Source organism: Streptomyces sp. NPDC005402 (genome assembly GCF_040606575.1).
Classification (GTDB): domain Bacteria; phylum Actinomycetota; class Actinomycetes; order Streptomycetales; family Streptomycetaceae; genus Streptomyces.
Genome location: NZ_JBEXFB010000004.1, coordinates 449450 through 468018 on the forward strand (window position 1 = coordinate 449450; position 18569 = coordinate 468018).

An 18569-nucleotide genomic window follows, 5' to 3' on the forward strand; every position below is an offset into this window, starting at 1 on the left:
GGAATCATCCTCCTGGGAGGGGTGGTTGTGCGGCTACCAGGAGTTCGGCGAGTTCCACGAGGTCCGTGCCGGTGAGGCGGGGGAGGGCGCAGCCGGAGAGGGCGCGGCAGGAGTCCCGCCACGTGGCGGGGATCGCGGTGGCGCCGCCGAGCGCGCCGGTCAGAGCACCCACCAGGGCCGGGGCCGAGTCGGCCACCCGGGAGAGACAGGCGGCCGCGGGGATCGCCTCGGCGATACGGCCCTGTGCGGCGGTGGCCAGGGCGAGGGCCACGGGGACGGTTTCGGCGGCCGCGACGCCGTAGCTGTAGACGTGGTCGACGATCTCGTGTTCCAGGACGGGGATCAGGGCGAAGGCGTTGCCGGCGGCCCGGGCGAGGCGGAGGGCGTGGCGGGCGTTGCGGCCGATCTCCGTCTCCTCGGGGAGCTCGGTGAGGGCCGCCGTCACGCAGGCGTCGACGGGGGCGCCGGTCAGGGCCAGGGAGACGGCCGCGGCCATCGCTCTGGCTCCGTGCACCCCGTCTCCGTCCTGGGTGTAGCGGGCGTCGAACTCGGCGAGGTCCGCGGCGAGTCGGGGGCTGCCGGGGTGGGCGACCGCGAGGACACAGGCCCTGATGCAGGCCGCGTCGTCGAAGTAGTGCGGGTTGTCGTGGCCGGTGGCGGGTGGGCGCAGCCCGGTGGCGAGGTTGCCGAGTCCCGCGCGCACGGAGATGCGGGCGCGGAGGGGGAGGACCGCGGACTCGATCTCGGGGGCGCGGTTCGCCGCGGCGGCCACTTCGGCGGCGAGGGCGTTCCAGGTGAGGTCGATGGCGGCTCGCGTACGGCGTTCCCTTGTCAGGTCGCCGAGGGCGGTGTCGTCTCCTGCCCTGAGGAGGGCCTCCGCGGTGAAGGCCGCCCATTCGGCGTCGTCGGAGGGGCCGAGGCGGAGGGGCTCGGGGGGCTGATTGAGGGCGATGGGGACGGGGAGGGTGGTGGTGGCGTTCTGTTCGGCGAAGGTGTCGAGTTCGCGGGTGAGGCGGCGGGTCCAGTCGGGCATGCGGGCGGCTCTGTGGCGGGCGGCGGGCCAGCCGGCGGCGTCGCCTGCGGCGAGGCCCAGGAGAAGACCTTCGGTGCGTTTCGAGGCCTCGGCTTCGCCTTCGGCCTTTGTGTTCCCACCCGCACCACCCGTCTCGCTTTCGTCGTCGGGTGCGGGTGGCGCCTGTGGGGCGTTCCCGCCGTCGGCGGCCGCGGGAGCGTTCGGTTGCGTCGCGGGTGCGGGATCGGCAGGACCAGAGCCCTCGCCCCACGGTCCCGGCGGCCTCACCGGCCCGCCCCCGGCTCGCCCGCCGCCAGGGTGAAGGCGTCCGGGTCGGGTGGGGGCCACTCCCGCGCGAGACCGGTCGTCCCCCACTTCCCGTCCTCGCCCGCCACCAGCAACTCGGCGACGTCCAGCACGTGATGGCCCGCCATGGAGGGCAGGCAGCTGCCTCTCGCCGGGCCGATCGCCGCCGCCCACTCCGCGGGGATCGCCGACGCCCCCTTCGTCGCTCCCGCCAGCGCCCCCGCCACCGCGGCCGTCGTGTCCGCGTCTCTCCCCATGTTCACCGCGGTCAGCACCGCCTCGCGGAAGTCGCCGTCCGCCGTCGCGTACGCGCCGAAGGCGAGGGCCACCGCCTCAGGGGCCAGGTCGGTCCACGGATAGCCGCCGATCACCACCGCGGAGCGGACCGCCCGTTCGCCCCGGTGGGCCACCGCCACGGCACGGCGCAGGGAGCGGGCGGTCCAGCTGTCGTCCGGGATCACCGCGAGCGCGGAGGCGACGACGGCGACCGTCGGGGCGCCCGCCATCGCCGCCGCCACTCCCGCGGCGACCGCCTGGCCGCCGTAGATGCCCTCGCCGTCGTGGCTCACCGAGCCGTCGACGGCCACCAGGCGGGCCGCCTCCGCGGGGCGGCCCGCCGCGAAGACGCCGAAGGGGGCCGCCCGCATGGCCAGGCCGTCGCTCCAGGCGTGGCGGTGCTGGGCCGAGATGGGGGCCGCCAGGCCCCGGCGGAGGTTCTCCAGGGTGCCGCGCTCGCTGAACCCGGCGCCCCGGAACGGGCCCTCGTGGCGGTCCGCGATCCACTCGTGCCAGGCCGCCTCCACGTGGGAGGGGGTGAGGGCCGAGCCGTGGCGGGCGAGGAGCAGGCCGGAGAAGATCGCGTACTCCGTGTCGTCCGTGCCGCTCGGCTCGTCCGCCACGTAACCCTCGATACGGCCCCAGCGGGCGCGGATCTGCGACGGCTTCAGGTTCTCGGCGGGGGCTCCGAGGGCGTCCCCGACCGCCAGGCCCAACAGGGCGCCGCGGGCCCGCTCGCGGAGTTCGGCGGCGTCCTGGGGTACCGGGACCGAGGAAACGCGGGCGATCGATGTCATACGCGGCCTCTTTGGGGAGCAGAGGAGGTTCGCGCGAGGCGCGGAACCTTTTGCCGCATGTGTCCCACCATCGGCGGTTGACCTCAGCCTCCCTGCCGTCAACGTCACCCGGTCGACATCTGAGCGCACTCATGATCGTCTGCGCATTCGAGGGTAAAGCCGCAGGTTAGCGGAGCCTTTCCTTGCTGGCGGAGCGGAATGGGCCGACGTACTCTGAGCGTTGTTGAGAATTAGAACGTGTCCAAAGTTAGCTTTGGCTTAGCTTCCCTGGGGGACCGGAATGGCCATCATCGACATCGACGCGCCGCTGCACGAGGCCCACCGCGACAACCACACGCACCGGGATGTGAACGGTGGCTGGCTCAGGCCCGCCGTCTTCGGGGCCATGGACGGGCTGGTCTCCAACCTCGCGCTGATGACCGGAGTCGCCGGTGGGGCCGTCGGTCAGCACACCATCGTGCTGACCGGACTCGCGGGGCTCGCCGCCGGTGCCTTCTCCATGGCCGCCGGCGAGTACACCTCCGTCGCCTCCCAGCGCGAGCTCGTCGAGGCCGAACTGGATGTGGAGCGCCGGGAGCTGCGCAAGCACCCGGAGGACGAGGAGGCCGAGCTCGCGGCCCTGTACGAGGGGCGGGGTGTGGAGCCCGAGCTGGCGCGCGAGGTCGCGCGGCAGTTGTCGAAGGATCCCGAGCAGGCCCTTGAGATCCATGCCCGTGAGGAGCTGGGGATCGACCCCGGCGACCTGCCCTCGCCGCTCGTCGCCGCCGTGTCCAGCTTCGGGTCCTTCGCCCTGGGGGCGCTCCTTCCCCTGCTCCCGTATCTGCTCGGTGCCACCGTGCTCTGGCCCGCCGTGCTGCTCGCGCTTCTCGGGCTGTTCGCCTGTGGTGCCGTCGTGGCCAGGGTGACCGCGCGGACCTGGTGGTACAGCGGACTCCGGCAGCTCGTCCTGGGAGGTGCGGCGGCCGGTGTGACGTACGCCCTGGGCACTTTGTTCGGAACGGCCGTAGGATAGATCCGCTGCTACTTATGCGATGGACCGCATAAGTAGCCGTTACTCGCTGGTTTCGAATGCTTAACCACTGGGCATGAGCCGTAAGCACTGTGGGCAATGACGCTTGCGGCGCGCTCGCGGGGTCGGTGACGACGTTTTCACCGCCCCCTGGGTCGACGGGCCACGATCCGACCGATCGGTCCGGTTCGGCCCCCACATACTTCAAGCCACGTGTGCGACACCCCCCTCGCACCGCGTGGCGTCCGCATGTTGGAACGGAGTATCCGGTTCCCGAGATCCGCTCCATCATGTAACCTGCACGAAATTTTGCACTCACGCAGAGGGCCAACGTCGTCCCTCGGCAATATGCACCCCCAGAGCCTCACGTGCCTGGGAGGAGCCCCCAGCCAATTGACGACGACGGGAGAGCCGATGCGTACGCCGCGCCAGCCGTCCCAGCACTCCACGAATGGCCAGAAGTGGTCTTTCATGGATGCTCGCCCTGCTGCGCAGGGTATGTACGACCCCCGCAACGAGCGCGACGCCTGTGGCGTCGGCTTCGTGGCCACCCTCACCGGCGAGGCGAGCCATGCGCTGGTCGAGCAGGCGCTCACGGTTCTGCGCAACCTGGAGCACCGCGGTGCCACCGGCTCCGAGCCCGACTCGGGTGACGGCGCGGGCATCCTGTCCCAGGTTCCGGACGCCTTCTTCCGCGAGGTCGCGGGCTTCGAGCTGCCCGCGGCCGGTGCGTACGCCGTCGGTATCGCCTTCCTGCCGGAGGACGGCACCGAGGACGCCGTCTCGAAGATCGAGACGATCGCCGCCGAGGAGGGCCTCACCGTCCTCGGCTGGCGCGAGGTCCCGGTCGCCCCCGGGCTGCTCGGCGCCACCGCCCGGTCCACCATGCCCGCGTTCCGCCAGGTCTTCGTGGCCGACGGTTCCTCCGCGGCTGCCACGGACATCGACCTCGACCGCAAGGCCTTCGTGCTGCGCAAGCGCGCCGAGCGCGAGGTCGACGTCTACTTCCCCTCGCTGTCCGCGCGGACCATCGTCTACAAGGGCATGCTGACCACCGGCCAGCTGGAGCCCTTCTTCCCGGACCTGTCCGACCGCCGCTTCGCCTCCGCGATCGCGCTCGTGCACTCCCGGTTCTCCACGAACACCTTCCCGTCGTGGCCGCTCGCACACCCGTACCGCTTCGTCGCGCACAACGGTGAGATCAACACCGTCAAGGGCAACCGCAACTGGATGGCGGCCCGCGAGTCCCAGCTGGTCTCGGACCTCTTCGGCAACGACGACAAGGCCATCGAGCGGGTCTTCCCGATCTGCACGCCGGACGCCTCCGACTCGGCGTCCTTCGACGAGGTCCTCGAACTCCTGCACCTGGGCGGCCGTTCGCTGCCGCACTCCGTGCTGATGATGATCCCGGAGGCGTGGGAGAACCACGACTCCATGGAGTCGGCCCGCCGCGCCTTCTACCAGTTCCACTCCAACCTGATGGAGCCCTGGGACGGCCCGGCCTGTGTCACCTTCACCGACGGCAAGCAGGTCGGCGCGGTCCTCGACCGCAACGGCCTTCGCCCCGGCCGCTACTGGGTCACCGACGACGGCCTCGTCGTCCTCGGCTCCGAGGTCGGCGTCCTCGACATCGACCCCGCCAAGGTGGTCCGCAAGGGCCGTCTGCAGCCCGGCCGGATGTTCCTCGTCGACACCGTCGAGCACCGCATCATCGAGGACGACGAGATCAAGGCCGGCCTCGCCGCCGAGCAGCCGTACGCGGAGTGGCTGGAGGCCGGCGAGATCGAGCTCGGCGACCTGCCCGAGCGCGAGCACATCGTGCACACCCACGCCTCGGTCACCCGCCGCCAGCAGACCTTCGGCTACACCGAGGAAGAGCTCCGGGTCCTCCTCGCGCCGATGGCCAAGGCCGGTGCCGAGCCGATCGGTTCGATGGGCACCGACTCGCCGATCGCCGCGCTGAGCGAGCGGCCGCGTCTGCTCTTCGACTACTTCACCCAGCTGTTCGCGCAGGTCACCAACCCGCCGCTGGACGCGATCCGCGAAGAACTGGTGACGAGCCTGCGCTCCGCGCTGGGCCCGCAGGGCAACCTGCTCGACCCGAGCGCCGCCTCCTGCCGTTCCGTCGTGCTGCCCTTCCCGGTGATCGACAACGACGAGCTGGCCAAGCTCATCCACATCAACGCCGATGGCGACATGCCCGGCTTCAAGGCCGCGACCCTGTCCGGCCTGTACCGGGTCTCCGGCGGTGGCGACTCCCTCGCCGCGCGCATCGAGGAGATCTGCGCCGAGGCCGACGCCGCCATCGCCAACGGTGCCCGGCTGATCGTCCTCTCCGACCGCCACTCGGACGCCGAGCACGCGCCGATCCCCTCGCTGCTGCTCACCGCGGCCGTCCACCACCACCTCATCCGCACCAAGCAGCGCACCCAGGTGGGCCTGCTGGTCGAGGCCGGTGACGTCCGCGAGGTCCACCACGTCGCCCTGCTGATCGGCTTCGGCGCCGCGGCCGTGAACCCGTACCTCGCCATGGAGTCCGTCGAGGACCTGGTCCGTGCGGGCACCTTCCTGTCGGACATCGAGGCCGAGCAGGCCATCCGCAACCTGATCTACGCCCTGGGCAAGGGCGTGCTGAAGGTCATGTCGAAGATGGGCATCTCGACCGTCGCCTCCTACCGCGGCGCCCAGGTCTTCGAGGCCGTCGGTCTCGAAGAGGGCTTCGTCCAGAAGTACTTCAGCGGTACCGCCTCCAAGATCGGCGGCGTCGGCATCGACGTCATCGCCAAGGAGGTCGCCGCCCGGCACGCCAAGGCGTACCCGGCGAGCGGCATCGCGCCGGCCCACCGCGCCCTGGAGATAGGCGGCGAGTACCAGTGGCGCCGCGAGGGCGAGCCGCACCTGTTCGACCCGGAGACGGTCTTCCGCCTCCAGCACTCGACGCGCGCGAACCGCTACGACATCTTCAAGAAGTACACGGACCGCGTGAACGAGCAGTCCGAGCGCCTCATGACGCTGCGCGGCCTGTTCGGCTTCACGTCGGACCGGCAGCCGATCTCCGTCGACGAGGTCGAGCCGGTCTCCGAGATCGTCAAGCGCTTCTCCACCGGCGCCATGTCGTACGGCTCCATCTCCAAGGAGGCGCACGAGACCCTCGCCATCGCCATGAACCAGCTGGGCGGCAAGTCCAACACCGGTGAGGGCGGCGAGGACGCGGACCGGCTGTACGACCCGGCGCGGCGTTCGTCGATCAAGCAGGTCGCCTCCGGCCGCTTCGGTGTGACCTCCGAGTACCTGGTCAACGCGGACGACATCCAGATCAAGATGGCCCAGGGCGCCAAGCCCGGCGAGGGCGGCCAGCTGCCCGGCCACAAGGTCTACCCGTGGGTCGCCAAGACCCGGCACTCGACCCCGGGTGTCGGCCTGATCTCCCCGCCGCCGCACCACGACATCTACTCGATCGAGGACCTGGCCCAGCTGATCCACGACCTGAAGAACGCGAACCCGCAGGCGCGGATTCACGTGAAGCTGGTCTCCGAGGTCGGCGTCGGCACGGTCGCGGCGGGTGTGTCCAAGGCGCACGCGGACGTCGTCCTGATCTCCGGTCACGACGGTGGCACGGGTGCCTCCCCGCTGACCTCCCTGAAGCACGCGGGCGGCCCCTGGGAGCTCGGCCTCGCCGAGACCCAGCAGACCCTGCTGCTCAACGGCCTGCGCGACCGCATCGTCGTCCAGACCGACGGTCAGCTCAAGACCGGCCGCGACGTCGTCATCGCCGCGCTGCTCGGCGCCGAGGAGTTCGGTTTCGCGACCGCGCCGCTCGTCGTCTCCGGCTGCGTCATGATGCGCGTCTGCCACCTGGACACCTGCCCGGTCGGCATCGCCACCCAGAACCCGGTCCTGCGCGACCGGTTCACCGGCAAGGCCGAGTACATCGTGAACTTCTTCAAGTTCATCGCCGAAGAGGTCCGCGAGATCCTCGCCGAGCTGGGCTTCCGCTCCATCGAGGAGGCCGTCGGCCACGCCGAGACCCTCGACGTGACCCGCGCGGTCAACCACTGGAAGGCGCAGGGCCTGGACCTGTCCCCGCTCTTCTACGTGCCTCAGCTGCCCGAGGGCGCCCCGCTGCACCAGGTCATCCAGCAGGACCACGGCCTGGAGAAGGCGCTCGACAACGAGCTCATCAAGCTCGCCGCCGACGCCCTGGCCGCCGACTCGGCCACCGACGCCCAGCCGGTGCGCGCCCAGGTCGCCATCCGCAACATCAACCGCACGGTCGGCACCATGCTCGGCCACGAGGTGACGAAGAAGTTCGGTGGCGCGGGCCTGCCCGACGACACCATCGACATCACCTTCACCGGCTCGGCCGGCCAGTCCTTCGGCGCCTTCCTGCCGCGCGGTGTCACGCTGCGCCTGGAGGGCGACGCCAACGACTACGTCGGCAAGGGCCTGTCCGGCGGCCGGGTGATCGTCCGTCCCGACCGGGGCGCCGACCACCTCGCCGAGTTCTCCACGATCGCGGGCAACACCATCGCCTACGGCGCGACCGGCGGCGAGCTGTTCCTGCGCGGTCGTACCGGTGAGCGGTTCTGTGTCCGCAACTCCGGCGCGACGGTCGTCTCGGAGGGCGTGGGCGACCACGGCTGCGAGTACATGACCGGCGGTCACGCGGTGGTCCTGGGCGAGACGGGCCGCAACTTCGCGGCCGGCATGTCCGGCGGTGTCGCCTACGTGATCGACCTCGACCGGGACAACGTCAACGTCGGCAACGTGAACGCCGTGGAGGCGCTGGACGACGTGGACAAGCAGTGGCTGCACGACGTGGTGCGCCGCCACCAGGAGGAGACCGCCTCCACGGTCGCCGAGAAGCTGCTCGCCGAGTGGGACACCGCGGTCGAGCGTTTCAGCAAGATCATCCCCAGCACGTACAAGGCAGTGCTCGCCGCCAAGGACGCCGCCGAGCAGGCGGGACTCTCCGAGTCCGAGATCACCGAGAAGATGATGGAGGCGGCGATCAATGGCTGACCCGAAGGGCTTCCTGAACCACGGCCGCGAGGTCGCCAAGTCCCGCCCCGTCGACGTACGTCTGAAGGACTGGAACGAGGTCTACGTCCCCGGCTCCCTGCTGCCGATCATCAGCAAGCAGGCCAGCCGCTGCATGGACTGCGGCATCCCGTTCTGTCACAACGGCTGCCCGCTCGGGAACCTCATCCCCGAGTGGAACGACTACGCCTACCGCGAGGACTGGGCGGCGGCTTCGGAGCGCCTGCACGCGACGAACAACTTCCCCGAGTTCACGGGGCGGTTGTGCCCGGCTCCCTGTGAGTCGGCGTGTGTGCTCGGCATCAACCAGCCGCCGGTCACCATCAAGAACGTCGAGGTCTCGATCATCGACAAGGCGTGGGACAGCGGCGATGTCGAGCCGCAGGCCCCCGAGCGCCTGTCCGGCAAGACCGTCGCGGTCATCGGATCGGGCCCGGCCGGACTCGCCGCCGCACAGCAGCTCACGCGGGCCGGTCACACCGTCGCCGTCTACGAGCGCGCGGACCGCGTCGGAGGCCTCCTCCGGTACGGCATCCCCGAGTTCAAGATGGAGAAGCGGCACATCAACCGCCGCATCGAGCAGATGCGCGCGGAGGGCACCCGCTTCCGCACCGGCATCGAGATCGGCCGCGACCTCAAGGCGACCGACTTGAAGAAGCGGTACGACGCCGTCGTCATCGCCGCCGGTGCGACCACCGCCCGTGACCTGCCGGTCCCCGGCCGCGAACTCAAGGGCATCCACCAGGCCATGGAGTACCTGCCGCTGGCCAACAAGGTGCAGGAGGGCGACTACGTGGCGCCCCCCATCACGGCCGAGGGCAAGCACGTCATCGTCATCGGCGGTGGCGACACCGGCGCCGACTGCGTGGGCACCGCCCACCGCCAGGGCGCGGCGTCGGTGACGCAGCTGGAGATCATGCCGAGGCCCGGCGAGGACCGTGCCCCGCACCAGCCGTGGCCGACCTTCCCGATGCTGTACAAGGTCACCTCCGCGCACGAGGAGGGCGGCGAGCGGGTCTACTCCGTCTCGACGACCCACTTCGAGGGCGACGAGGACGGCAACGTCCAGTGGCTGCACCTCAGCGAGGTCGAGTTCATCGACGGCAGGCTGACCCCGAAGCCGGGCACGGAGCGCAAGATCCCCGCCCAGCTGGTCACCCTCGCGATGGGCTTCACCGGTACCGACCGCGAGAACGGCCTGGTCGAGCAGTTCGGCCTGGAGCTCGACGAGCGCGGCAACATCGCCCGCGACGCCGACTTCCAGACCAACGTGCCGGGCGTCTTCGTCGCCGGCGACGCGGGCCGCGGCCAGTCGCTCATCGTGTGGGCGATCGCGGAGGGCCGCTCGGCCGCCCGCGGCTGCGACCGCTTCCTGACCGGCGCGAGCGAACTGCCCGCGCCGATCCGTCCGACGGACCGTTCGCTGATGGTCTGAAGCACCCCATGAAGCGTCCCGTACAAAGGCGTACGGAACACTGACGGCGCCTGCCTCCACGTCCCCGACCGGACCGGAAGGCAGGCGCCGTCGCCTTTTCTACGGCACCTTGTACGTCTCCCCGTACACCTGCCACTCCAGCGGCGTCCTCAGGTCCAGGTTCCCCTCGTCCAGGAACCGCCGCTGCGCGGTGTCGATGCGGGAGGTGTCGATGTCCGCCTTGCGGGTCTTCATGGCCGCCCGGCGGATGTCCAGGAAGGTGTCCAGGTAGGCCTTCTCGGAGCCGCCCTCGGCGGGGCTGTCGGACGTGCGGAGGGCGTTTTCACGCATGCCGTAGAAGCCGGTTGGGCCGGTGCCGGGGCCGTGGAAGACCATGGCGTCGTAGTAGACGAACTGGCCGAGCGTGCCCAGACCGTCGAGCTTGGCGAGGCGGACCGCGGGGTCGAAGTAGACCCGGTCCCGCTCCGCGTCCTGGGCCTTTTGGAAGGCCGGCCGGGCGGCCTCCGCCTTCCACGCGGCCGGGAAACCCGGGTCCAGGCCCTCGTGGGAGTCCGTGCCGTCGACCGCGCGCAGGGCGGGGAGGTACTCGGCGAGACCGTTGCCGGGGTGGGCCTTCGTATAGCGCTCGACGAGGGTGAGCAGGTCGTGGGTGCCGGTGCAGAAGCCGATGAGGCCGGCCGTGTAACCCTGGCCGTCGCCGATGTCCTCGACGTAGGCGTAGGCGCTGCGCCAGTCGAGGGTGGAGTTCTCGGCGCTGGCGACGAGCTGCTGGGCGAGGTCCTTCTCGGCGGGGGCGTCCAGGCCCTGCGGCCGGCCGGCGAGCACCTGGTCGTCCGTCGCGCTGTCCGCCTCCTCGGCCCAGGCCTTGGCGCCCTGGACACCCTTGGCGTCCCGGGCCGCCTGCGACCGGTAGGCGGCGGACAGGTCGGGACCGGCCCCGTCCGCGCCGGAGTCCTCGGGCGCGAGGAGGTAGACCGACGCCGTGACGATCACGGGCACGGCCGCGAGCAGCAGCAGGCGGACGCGTTTCACAGGGCTCCCGTCAGTTCGGCGACCTTGGCCCACGTGGCCCCCAGGAGCACCAGCAACAGTACGGCGCAGACTCCCGCCTGCACCAGGGCGCGGCGGCTGTCCCGGGGAGCGTACGCGTAGGCGAGGGTGACGACGGCTCCGGCGAGCAGGCCGCCGAGGTGGCCCTGCCAGGACGTCAGCCCCGCGGAGATCAGCAGCCACAGCAGCAGACCCGCCATGAACCGGTTGACCTGGGCCATGTCGGCGCCGAGCCGGCGGGCCATCACGTAGTACGCCGCGCCGAGCCCGAAGATCGCGCCGGACGCGCCGAGCGTGGCCTCGGTGGGCGCGATCAGCAGGACGAGGACCGAGCCGCCGAGCGCGGAGAGGAGATACAGGACGACGTACCTGAGGCGGCCGAGCTGGGCCTCGACCACCCGGCCGATGTTCCACAGCGACACCATGTTCATCACGATGTGCAGGATGCCGAAGGTGCCTCCGGTGGGCGGCAGATGGAGGAAGGCGCCGGTGAGCAGCCGGTACCACTCGCCGTCGACGAGACCTTCGGTGTGGAAGTCGGCGGGGTAACCGGACTGCCACACGTAGTGGCCGCCGTCCGGGCCCACCAGTCCGGCGCCCAGCATCTCGAACCGGTCCACGATCGCGGGACGCACGAGCTCGCCGACGTAGGCGAGCACGTTGAGGCCGATGAGGACGTACGTCACCAGGGGGACGGCCGTGATGCGCCCGCCGAACGCGGTCCGGGCCTGCCGCACCGACCGCGCCCCCTCCCGCACGCACTCGGGGCACTGGTGACCGACGGCCGCCTCCCGCATGCAGTCCGGGCAGATGTACCGCTCGCAGCGGGTGCAGCGGACGTGGGACTCCACCCCGGGGTGGCGATAGCAGGTGGTGACGGCGGATTCGGGTTCCACGGCCGGCTCTCCTCGGAGTGACAGGGGTGATCGTGAGCCGGTGGGGACGGCGGCGAACAAAATATCGAACCTCGGGAACGGAGTGAGGGGAGGGGCCGGGTCGGACGGTCCGCTGCTGCACGCCCCGTTGGCTTGACCGTACGAGCGTGCCACCCTGTGGATGATCCGACGGGGAGGCGACGACGTATGGACGGCGCGCGATCGGTGAACGAAACGGCCCGTGGGCAAGAGGCCGGCAAGGGCGAGAAACTCGCCGACTGGGCGGACGGGCGGCTCGGCCTGTACGCGCTGGCCAAGGCCAACATGCGCAAGGTCTTTCCGGACCACTGGTCGTTCATGCTGGGCGAGGTCTGTCTCTACAGCTTCCTCATCCTGATCCTCACGGGCGTCTACCTCACCCTGTTCTTCGAGCCCAGCGGGGTCGAGGTCGTCTACCACGGCTCCTACGAGCCCCTCAACGGCGTGGTGATGACCAGGGCCTACGAGTCCACGCTCGACATCAGCTTCGACGTGCGCGGTGGACTGCTGATCCGGCAGATCCACCACTGGGCGGCGCTGGTCTTCGTGACCGGCATGCTCGTGCACATGATGCGGGTGTTCTTCACCGGCGCCTTCCGCAAGCCGCGCGAGCTCAACTGGGTGTTCGGCTGGACCCTGTTGTTCCTCGGCATCATCACCGGACTGACCGGCTACTCGCTCCCCGACGACCTGCTCTCCGGCACCGGCATCCGGTTCGCCGACGGGGCGATCCTGTCCGTGCCGATCGTCGGGACGTATCTGTCGTTCTTCCTGTTCGGCGGGGAGTTCCCGGGCCACGACATCATCCCGAGGCTCTTCCCGGTCCATGTGCTGCTGCTGCCCGGGATCATGCTCGGCCTGGTGGTGGCCCATCTGATCCTGGTCTTCTACCACAAGCACACCCAGTACCCGGGGCCCGGCCGCGACAACAAGTCCGTGGTCGGCATGCCCTTCCTGCCGGTCTACATGGCCAAGGCGGGCGGCTTCTTCTTCCTGACCTTCGGCGTGCTGGCGCTCATGGGCGGCCTCGCGCAGATCAACCCCGTGTGGGCGTTCGGGCCGTACAGCCCCCACCTGGTGACCACCGGCGCCCAGCCCGACTGGTACCTCGGCTTCTCCGAGGGGCTGATCCGGGTGATGCCGGGCTGGGAGATCAACTTCTGGGGCCACACCCTGGAGCCCGGTGTCTTCATCCCCTTCTCCCTCTTCCCGCTGATCCTGCTCGCGATCGGGGTCTACCCCTTCGTCGAGGCATGGATCGCCGGCGACAAGCGCGAGCACCACATCCTGGACCGGCCGCGCAACGTGCCCGTGCGCACGGGGCTGGGCGTCGCCTGGCTGAGCCTGTACGTGGTGCTGCTGATCGGCGGCGGCAACGACATCGTGGCCACCCATATGCATCTGTCGATCAACGCGATCACCTGGTTCGTGCGGGTGTCCGTGTTCGTGGTGCCGGTGCTGGCCTTCGTGATCACCAAGCGCGTCTGTCTCGGGCTCCAGCGCCGGGACCGGGACAAGGTGCTGCACGGCCGGGAGACCGGCACCATCAGGCGGCTCCCGCACGGGGAGTACGTCGAGGTCCACGCGCCCCTCGCGCAGGCGCAGCTGCACACCCTCACCCAGCACGAGCAGGAACCGCCGTACGAGATCGGGCCGCTCGTCGACGCGAACGGGGTGCGGCGGCCGGTCAGGCGCTCCCAGCGGGTGCGGGCCGGGCTCGCGCGGGCGATGTTCGGGCCCGACACGCGGATCGAGAAGCCGACGGTGGAGGAGTACCGGGAGGTCACCAGCGGCGACCACCAGCACTGAGGACGGTGTCCCGGCACGCGTCGGGACTGCCCCAGGCGGTGCGCAGGACGCGGGCCTTGGTGAGCCACAGGGACAGGTCGTACTCCGCCGTGTACCCGATGGCGCCGTGGAGCTGGAGCGCGGTACGGGCGGTCCGGTACGCCGCCTCGCACGCCGTGACCTTGGCGGCGGCGACGTCCCCCTCGGTCATCGTCAGGGCGGCGCCGAGGAGCAGGGGCCGGGCGAACTCCAACGCGATCTCGGCGTCGGCCAGTTGGTGCTTGACCGCCTGGAAGGAGCCTATGGGGGCGCCGAACTGGGTGCGCTGCTTGACGTAGGACACGGTCTTGTCGAGGAGGGCGAGGCCCACGCCGAGGGCTTGGGCGGCGGTGGCGAGGCGGGCCGTGAGCAGGGCGGGGGCCAGGGGTGGGTCGGTGGCGAGGAGCTCGCCGCCGTGGGGGGTGGGGAAGAGACGGCGGGCGGGGTCCAGGGAGAGGCGTGGGGGATGGTCGGGTGGGGGAGCGAGGCGGAGCTCGGTGGGCGTCGAACAGGTTGAGAGGGCCAGCCGTACGTCTGCCATGTCGGCGTCGAGTGCGTAGGACCCGGTGGCCAGGGTTGCCGTCGACTCGCCCGCGGCCAGCGATGGCAGCAGGCGTTTCGCCGGGCCGGTGTCGTCCAAGGACGCCAGCAGTGTCGCCGCCGTCACCGTCTCCACCACCGGGCCCGGTACCGCGTGGCGTCCCAACTCGACGAAGGCCAGGGTGAGTTCCACGGGACGCGGGCCCAGTCCCTCATACGCCTCGGGTACCGCCAGTGCGAAGACCCCCGCCTCGGCGATACGGCTCCACAGTGCGCGCCCGCTCGCGTGATCACCTCGGCTCCAGTCCCGTGCCACTGACGGGGTGTCCGCGGCCGTCAGCATCGCGTCCAAGGAGTGGGAGAAGTCCCGTTGCTCGGCGTCGAGGAGGAAGCGCATCAGCGGCGTCCCTTCGGCAGGCCCAGCAGGCGTTCGGCGATGATGTCGCGCTGGATCTCGTTCGTGCCGGCGTAGATCGGGCCGGCGAGGGCGAAGACATAGCGCTCGGTCCAGTCGGGGTCCTCTTCCTCGCCGAGGAGATCCAACGCCGTCTCCGTGAGCGCGATGTCGTACTCGGACCAGAAGACCTTGTTCAGGCTGGACTCGGGGCCGAGTGTCTCGCCGTCCAGGAAGCGGGCGGCGGCCGCGTGGGTGAAGAGCTGGTAGGCGCGGGCGCCGATCAGGGCGTCCGCGACACGGGCCCGAGCCGCCTGGGGGCTGCCCTTCGCCTGCCACAGCGCGAACAACCGGTCGGCGCTCGCCAGGAAACGGCCCGGTGAGCGCAGCATCAGCCCGCGTTCGTTGCCCGCCGTCGACATCGCGATCCGCCAGCCCCGGCCGGGCTCGCCGATGACGTCCTCGTCGGGCACGAACACCTCGTCCAGGAAGAGTTCGGCGAAGGCAGGCTTCCCGTCGAGGCGGCGGATCGGGCGGACGGTGACACCGGGGGCCCGCAGGTCGAACATCAGGTAGGTCAGGCCCTGGTGGGGTTTCGGGGTGTCCGGGTCGGTGCGGAAGAGCCCGAAGGCGCGGTCCGCGAAGGCGGCCCGGGAGGACCAGGTCTTCTGGCCACTGAGCAGCCAACCCCCTTTCGTGCGCACCCCGCTGGACCTCAGGGACGCCAGGTCCGAGCCCGCCTCCGGCTCCGACCAGGCCTGGGCCCAGATCACCTCACCGGTGGCCATCGACGGCAGCACCCGCGCGCGTTGCTCCCGCGTGCCGTGGTCGAAGAGGGTCGGGGCGAGGAGGCTGACGCCGTTCTGGCCGACCCGTCCGGGAGCCCCGGCCGCGTAGTACTCCTCCTCGAAGACCAGCCAGTCGACGATCCCGGCGTCCCGGCCGCCGTACTGCCTCGGCCAGTTGACCACCGACCAGCGGTCCGCGGCGAGTTCCGCCTCCCACGCGCGATGGGCCGCGAAACCCTCCCGTGTCTCCAGGGAGGGCAGCGGGGAGGCGGGCACATGCGCGCGCAGCCACGCGCGGGCCTCGGCGCGGAAGGCCTCTTCCTCCTGCGTGAACGCCAGATCCATGGACACCCGTCCTTCCCTAACAAGTGTTTGGTAGGTTAGCGTGGCGCCATGACAGGCGTCGAGAGTCCGGTGTACGAACCGGGGCACGGGCTGCTGAAGGGGCGCACCGCCGTCATCACCGCCGCCGCGGGCGCGGGCATCGGCGGGGCGACCGCGCGCCGCTTCCTGGAGGAGGGCGCCCGCGTCCTGATCAGCGACGCGCACGCACGCCGGCTGAAGGAGTACGGCGCCGAGCTGGCCGGGGAGTTCGAGGGCGCGGTGACCTCCGTGCCGTGCGACGTCACCGACGAGGCACAGGTCGGCGCACTGTTCGACGCGGCCGTACGGGAGCACGGACGACTGGACATCGTCGTCAACAACGCGGGTCTGGGCGGGACTTCGCAGCTGGTAGAGATGACCGACGAGCAGTGGACCCGGGTCCTGGACGTCACTTTGAACGGCACCTTCCGGTGCACTCGGGCCGCCCTTCGCCGTATGCGCGAAACAGGCGGTGTCATCGTCAACAACGCCTCCGTCGTCGGCTGGCGCGCCCAGGCCGGACAGGCCCACTACGCCGCCGCCAAGGCCGCAGTCATGGCGCTGACCCGGTGCGCGGCACTGGAGGCGGCCGAGTACGGCGTACGCGTCAACGCCGTGTCACCGAGCCTCGCCATGCACCCGCACCTGGTGAAGGTGACCTCGGCCCAGCTGCTGGAGGAGCTGACCGCGCGCGAGGCCTTCGGGCGGTACGCCGAGCCCTGGGAGGTGGCCAACGTGATCGTGTTCCTGGCGTCCGGCTACTCCTCCTACATGACGGGCGAGGTCGTCGCCGTCAGCAGTCAACACGCCTAGGACAATGGACGATGTGCAGACCAAGAAGAAGCCCCAGGTGAGCGCCGCCGCGCCCGCGCGCCGCCGTGAACTCCTCGACACCGCCGCCGAGGTCTTCGCCGAACAGGGCTACAACGCCACGACCGTACGCAAGATCGCGGACCACGCGGGCATGCTCGCGGGCAGCCTCTACTACCACTTCGACTCCAAGGAATCGATGCTGGAGGAGATTCTGCGGACCTTCCTCGACGAGCTCTGGGACGGCTATGACGCCGTCCTGGGCGCCGAACTCGGTCCGCGCGAGACGCTGGAGGCCCTGGTCACCGAGTCGTTCCGGGAGATCGACCGGCACCGCGCCGCCGTCGCGATCTACCAGAAGGAGAGCAAGCAGCTGGTGGCGCAGGAACGGTTCGCGTTCCTCGCCGAGTCGCAGCGCAGGTTCGAGAAGGCCTGGCTGTCCACGCTGGAGCGCGGGGTCGCGGCCGAGGTGTTCCGGGCCGACCTCGACGTACGGCTGACCTACCGGTTCGTGCGCGACACCGTGTGGGTCGCCGCGTCCTGGTACCGGCCCGGCGGACAGCACAGCCCGGAGGAGATCGCCCGGCAGTACCTGTCGATGGTGCTGGACGGGATCGCCGTACGTACGTAACTCACTGGGGAGTTGCCATGGCCGAGGCCTACATCGTCGAAGCGGTCCGTACGCCCGTCGGGCGGCGCGGGGGAGGACTGAGCGGGGTCCACCCGGCCGATCTGGGCGCGCATGTGCTCAAGGCGCTGGTCGCGCGCGTGGGCGTGGATCCGGCCGCCGTCGAGGACGTCGTCTTCGGGTGTCTGGACGCGGTCGGGCCGCAGGCCGGGGACATCGCGCGGACCGCGTGGCTCGCGGCCGGGCTGCCCGAGGAGGTGCCCGGGGTGACCGTGGACCGGCAGTGCGGGTCCTCGCAGCAGGCCGTGCACTTCGCCGCGCAGGGCGTGCTGTCCGGGACGCAGGACCTGGTGGTCGCCGGCGGGGTGCAGAACATGTCGATGATCCCGATCGCCTTCGCGACCCGGCAGGCCGCCGAGCCGCTCGGACTGACCCAGGGGCCCTTCGCGGGCAGCGAGGGGTGGCGGGCGCGGTACGGGGACCGGGCGGTGAACCAGTTCGTCGGCGCCGAGATGATCGCAGGGAAGTGGGGGATCAGCCGCGAGGACCAGGAGGAGTTCGCGCTGCGGTCCCACCGGCGGGCACTGCGGGCCATCGACGAGGGACGCTTCGAGCGCGAGACGGTGCCCTACGGCCCGGTCGCGGTCGACGAGGGCCCGCGCCGGGACACGTCCCTGGAGAAGATGGCCGGCCTGAAGCCGGTGATCGAGGGCGGCACCGTCACCGCCGCCTGCTCCTCGCAGGTCTCCGACGGGGCGGCGGCCATGCTGCTGGCCTCGGAGCGGGCGGTGCGCGAACACGGCCTCACCCCCCGCGCACGCGTGCACCACCTCTCCGTACGCGGCGAGGACCCCATCCGCATGCTCACCGCCCCCATCCCGGCCACCGCGCACGCCCTGAAGAAGACCGGCCTCACCATCGACGACATCGACCTCGTCGAGATCAACGAGGCCTTCGCCCCGGTCGTCCTGGCCTGGCTGAAGGAGACCGGCGCGGACCCCGGGAAGGTCAACGTCAACGGCGGCGCGATCGCCCTCGGGCACCCGCTGGGGGCGACGGGCGTGAAGCTGATGACGACTTTGCTGCACGAACTGGAGCGCACGGGCGGCCGGTTCGGCCTCCAGACCATGTGCGAGGGCGGCGGACAGGCGAACGTGACGGTCATCGAGAGGCTGTGAGGGCGGCGGGAGCCCGCTCCGGCCGGAGGGAGTCCGGCGCAGGCTTCCGAAGCCCGTGAGGCCCTCTGGGGCCGAGCGGTGCGAGGGGGCCGTCGGGGATGGTGCCCATGTGCGAGGGCGGCGGACAGGCGAACGTGACGGTCATCGAGAGGCTGTGAGGGCGGCGGGAGCCCGCTCCGGCCGGAGGGAGTCCGGCGCAGGC

The 18569-nt window shown here is 70.9% G+C and carries 13 protein-coding genes; 7 read left to right on the plus strand and 6 right to left on the minus strand.

From position 1 onward, the window contains the following. Positions 1 to 4: 4 nt before the first annotated feature. Both ABZT02_RS10535 and ABZT02_RS10540 read right to left on the minus strand, forming a co-directional pair. Positions 5 to 1300, minus strand: coding sequence for an ADP-ribosylglycohydrolase family protein (locus tag ABZT02_RS10535; RefSeq protein WP_356016237.1), 1296 nt, complete (start codon positions 1298 to 1300; stop codon positions 5 to 7). Further along, on the minus strand, positions 1297 to 2391 hold the full coding sequence (locus tag ABZT02_RS10540; RefSeq protein ID WP_356016239.1) for an ADP-ribosylglycohydrolase family protein: 1095 nt from the start codon (positions 2389 to 2391) through the stop codon (positions 1297 to 1299). Before ABZT02_RS10540 ends, ABZT02_RS10535 begins: the two co-directional genes overlap by 4 nt. A gap of 280 nt (positions 2392 to 2671) precedes the next feature. Between ABZT02_RS10540 and ABZT02_RS10545 the strand changes: the two genes are divergently transcribed. From ABZT02_RS10545 to ABZT02_RS10555, 3 genes are all read left to right on the plus strand, one after another. Next, on the plus strand, positions 2672 to 3403 hold the full coding sequence (locus ABZT02_RS10545) for a VIT1/CCC1 transporter family protein (protein WP_356016241.1): 732 nt from the start codon (positions 2672 to 2674) through the stop codon (positions 3401 to 3403). Between the two features lie 411 nt (positions 3404 to 3814). Beyond that, positions 3815 to 8422, plus strand: a complete 4608-nt coding sequence (gene gltB, locus ABZT02_RS10550) for a glutamate synthase large subunit (protein ID WP_356016243.1) — start codon at positions 3815 to 3817, stop codon at positions 8420 to 8422. Then, positions 8415 to 9875: a glutamate synthase subunit beta gene (locus ABZT02_RS10555; protein ID WP_356016244.1), complete on the plus strand. Its 1461-nt coding sequence runs from the start codon at positions 8415 to 8417 to the stop codon at positions 9873 to 9875. The genes gltB and ABZT02_RS10555 overlap by 8 nt, the downstream gene beginning before the upstream one ends. A gap of 99 nt (positions 9876 to 9974) precedes the next feature. Here the strand turns inward: ABZT02_RS10555 and ABZT02_RS10560 are convergent, their stop codons facing one another. Further along, the gene (locus tag ABZT02_RS10560; RefSeq protein WP_356016246.1) at positions 9975 to 10907 is read right to left on the minus strand and encodes a chitosanase; all 933 of its coding nucleotides are present in this window, start codon (positions 10905 to 10907) and stop codon (positions 9975 to 9977) included. After that, positions 10904 to 11821 (minus strand): rhomboid family intramembrane serine protease, encoded by a 918-nt coding sequence (locus tag ABZT02_RS10565; RefSeq protein ID WP_356016248.1) that lies wholly within the window; start codon positions 11819 to 11821, stop codon positions 10904 to 10906. The genes ABZT02_RS10560 and ABZT02_RS10565 overlap by 4 nt, the downstream gene beginning before the upstream one ends. Positions 11822 to 12007: 186 nt before the next feature. On the opposite strand from ABZT02_RS10565, the gene ABZT02_RS10570 reads away from it, so the two are divergent. Continuing rightward, positions 12008 to 13648, plus strand: coding sequence for a cytochrome bc complex cytochrome b subunit (locus ABZT02_RS10570; RefSeq protein ID WP_356016250.1), 1641 nt, complete (start codon positions 12008 to 12010; stop codon positions 13646 to 13648). On the opposite strand, the gene ABZT02_RS10575 is transcribed toward ABZT02_RS10570, so the two are convergent. Beyond that, positions 13623 to 14603: an acyl-CoA dehydrogenase family protein gene (locus tag ABZT02_RS10575; RefSeq protein WP_356016252.1), complete on the minus strand. Its 981-nt coding sequence runs from the start codon at positions 14601 to 14603 to the stop codon at positions 13623 to 13625. The two genes, ABZT02_RS10570 and ABZT02_RS10575, sit on opposite strands and share 26 nt — an antisense overlap. Continuing rightward, positions 14603 to 15733: an acyl-CoA dehydrogenase family protein gene (locus tag ABZT02_RS10580; RefSeq protein ID WP_356016254.1), complete on the minus strand. Its 1131-nt coding sequence runs from the start codon at positions 15731 to 15733 to the stop codon at positions 14603 to 14605. The genes ABZT02_RS10575 and ABZT02_RS10580 overlap by 1 nt, the downstream gene beginning before the upstream one ends. Positions 15734 to 15781: 48 nt before the next feature. Between ABZT02_RS10580 and ABZT02_RS10585 the strand changes: the two genes are divergently transcribed. Genes ABZT02_RS10585 through ABZT02_RS10595 form a run of 3 tightly spaced genes read left to right on the plus strand, consistent with a single transcriptional unit; the run spans position 15782 to position 18367 of the window. Continuing rightward, entirely contained in the window at positions 15782 to 16564 is a 783-nt protein-coding gene (locus tag ABZT02_RS10585) for an SDR family oxidoreductase (protein ID WP_356016255.1), read from the plus strand. A gap of 13 nt (positions 16565 to 16577) precedes the next feature. Then, the gene (locus ABZT02_RS10590; protein WP_356016339.1) at positions 16578 to 17192 is read left to right on the plus strand and encodes a TetR/AcrR family transcriptional regulator; all 615 of its coding nucleotides are present in this window, start codon (positions 16578 to 16580) and stop codon (positions 17190 to 17192) included. A 17-nt stretch (positions 17193 to 17209) separates the two neighbouring features. Beyond that, entirely contained in the window at positions 17210 to 18367 is a 1158-nt protein-coding gene (locus ABZT02_RS10595) for an acetyl-CoA C-acetyltransferase (protein ID WP_356016257.1), read from the plus strand. Positions 18368 to 18569 lie beyond the last annotated feature (202 nt).

Excerpts from the sequence above, each read along its gene's own strand:
- ABZT02_RS10540 (WP_356016239.1), bottom strand. The coding sequence starts at position 2,391 with ATGACATCGATCGCCCGCGTTTCCTCGGTCCCGGTACCCCAGGACGCC.
- ABZT02_RS10545 (WP_356016241.1), top strand. The coding sequence starts at position 2,672 with ATGGCCATCATCGACATCGACGCGCCGCTGCACGAGGCCCACCGCGAC.
- gltB (WP_356016243.1), top strand. The coding sequence starts at position 3,815 with ATGCGTACGCCGCGCCAGCCGTCCCAGCACTCCACGAATGGCCAGAAG.
- ABZT02_RS10555 (WP_356016244.1), top strand. The coding sequence starts at position 8,415 with ATGGCTGACCCGAAGGGCTTCCTGAACCACGGCCGCGAGGTCGCCAAG.
- ABZT02_RS10570 (WP_356016250.1), top strand. The coding sequence starts at position 12,008 with ATGGACGGCGCGCGATCGGTGAACGAAACGGCCCGTGGGCAAGAGGCC.
- ABZT02_RS10575 (WP_356016252.1), bottom strand. The coding sequence starts at position 14,603 with ATGCGCTTCCTCCTCGACGCCGAGCAACGGGACTTCTCCCACTCCTTG.
- ABZT02_RS10580 (WP_356016254.1), bottom strand. The coding sequence starts at position 15,733 with ATGGATCTGGCGTTCACGCAGGAGGAAGAGGCCTTCCGCGCCGAGGCC.
- ABZT02_RS10585 (WP_356016255.1), top strand. The coding sequence starts at position 15,782 with ATGACAGGCGTCGAGAGTCCGGTGTACGAACCGGGGCACGGGCTGCTG.
- ABZT02_RS10595 (WP_356016257.1), top strand. The coding sequence starts at position 17,210 with ATGGCCGAGGCCTACATCGTCGAAGCGGTCCGTACGCCCGTCGGGCGG.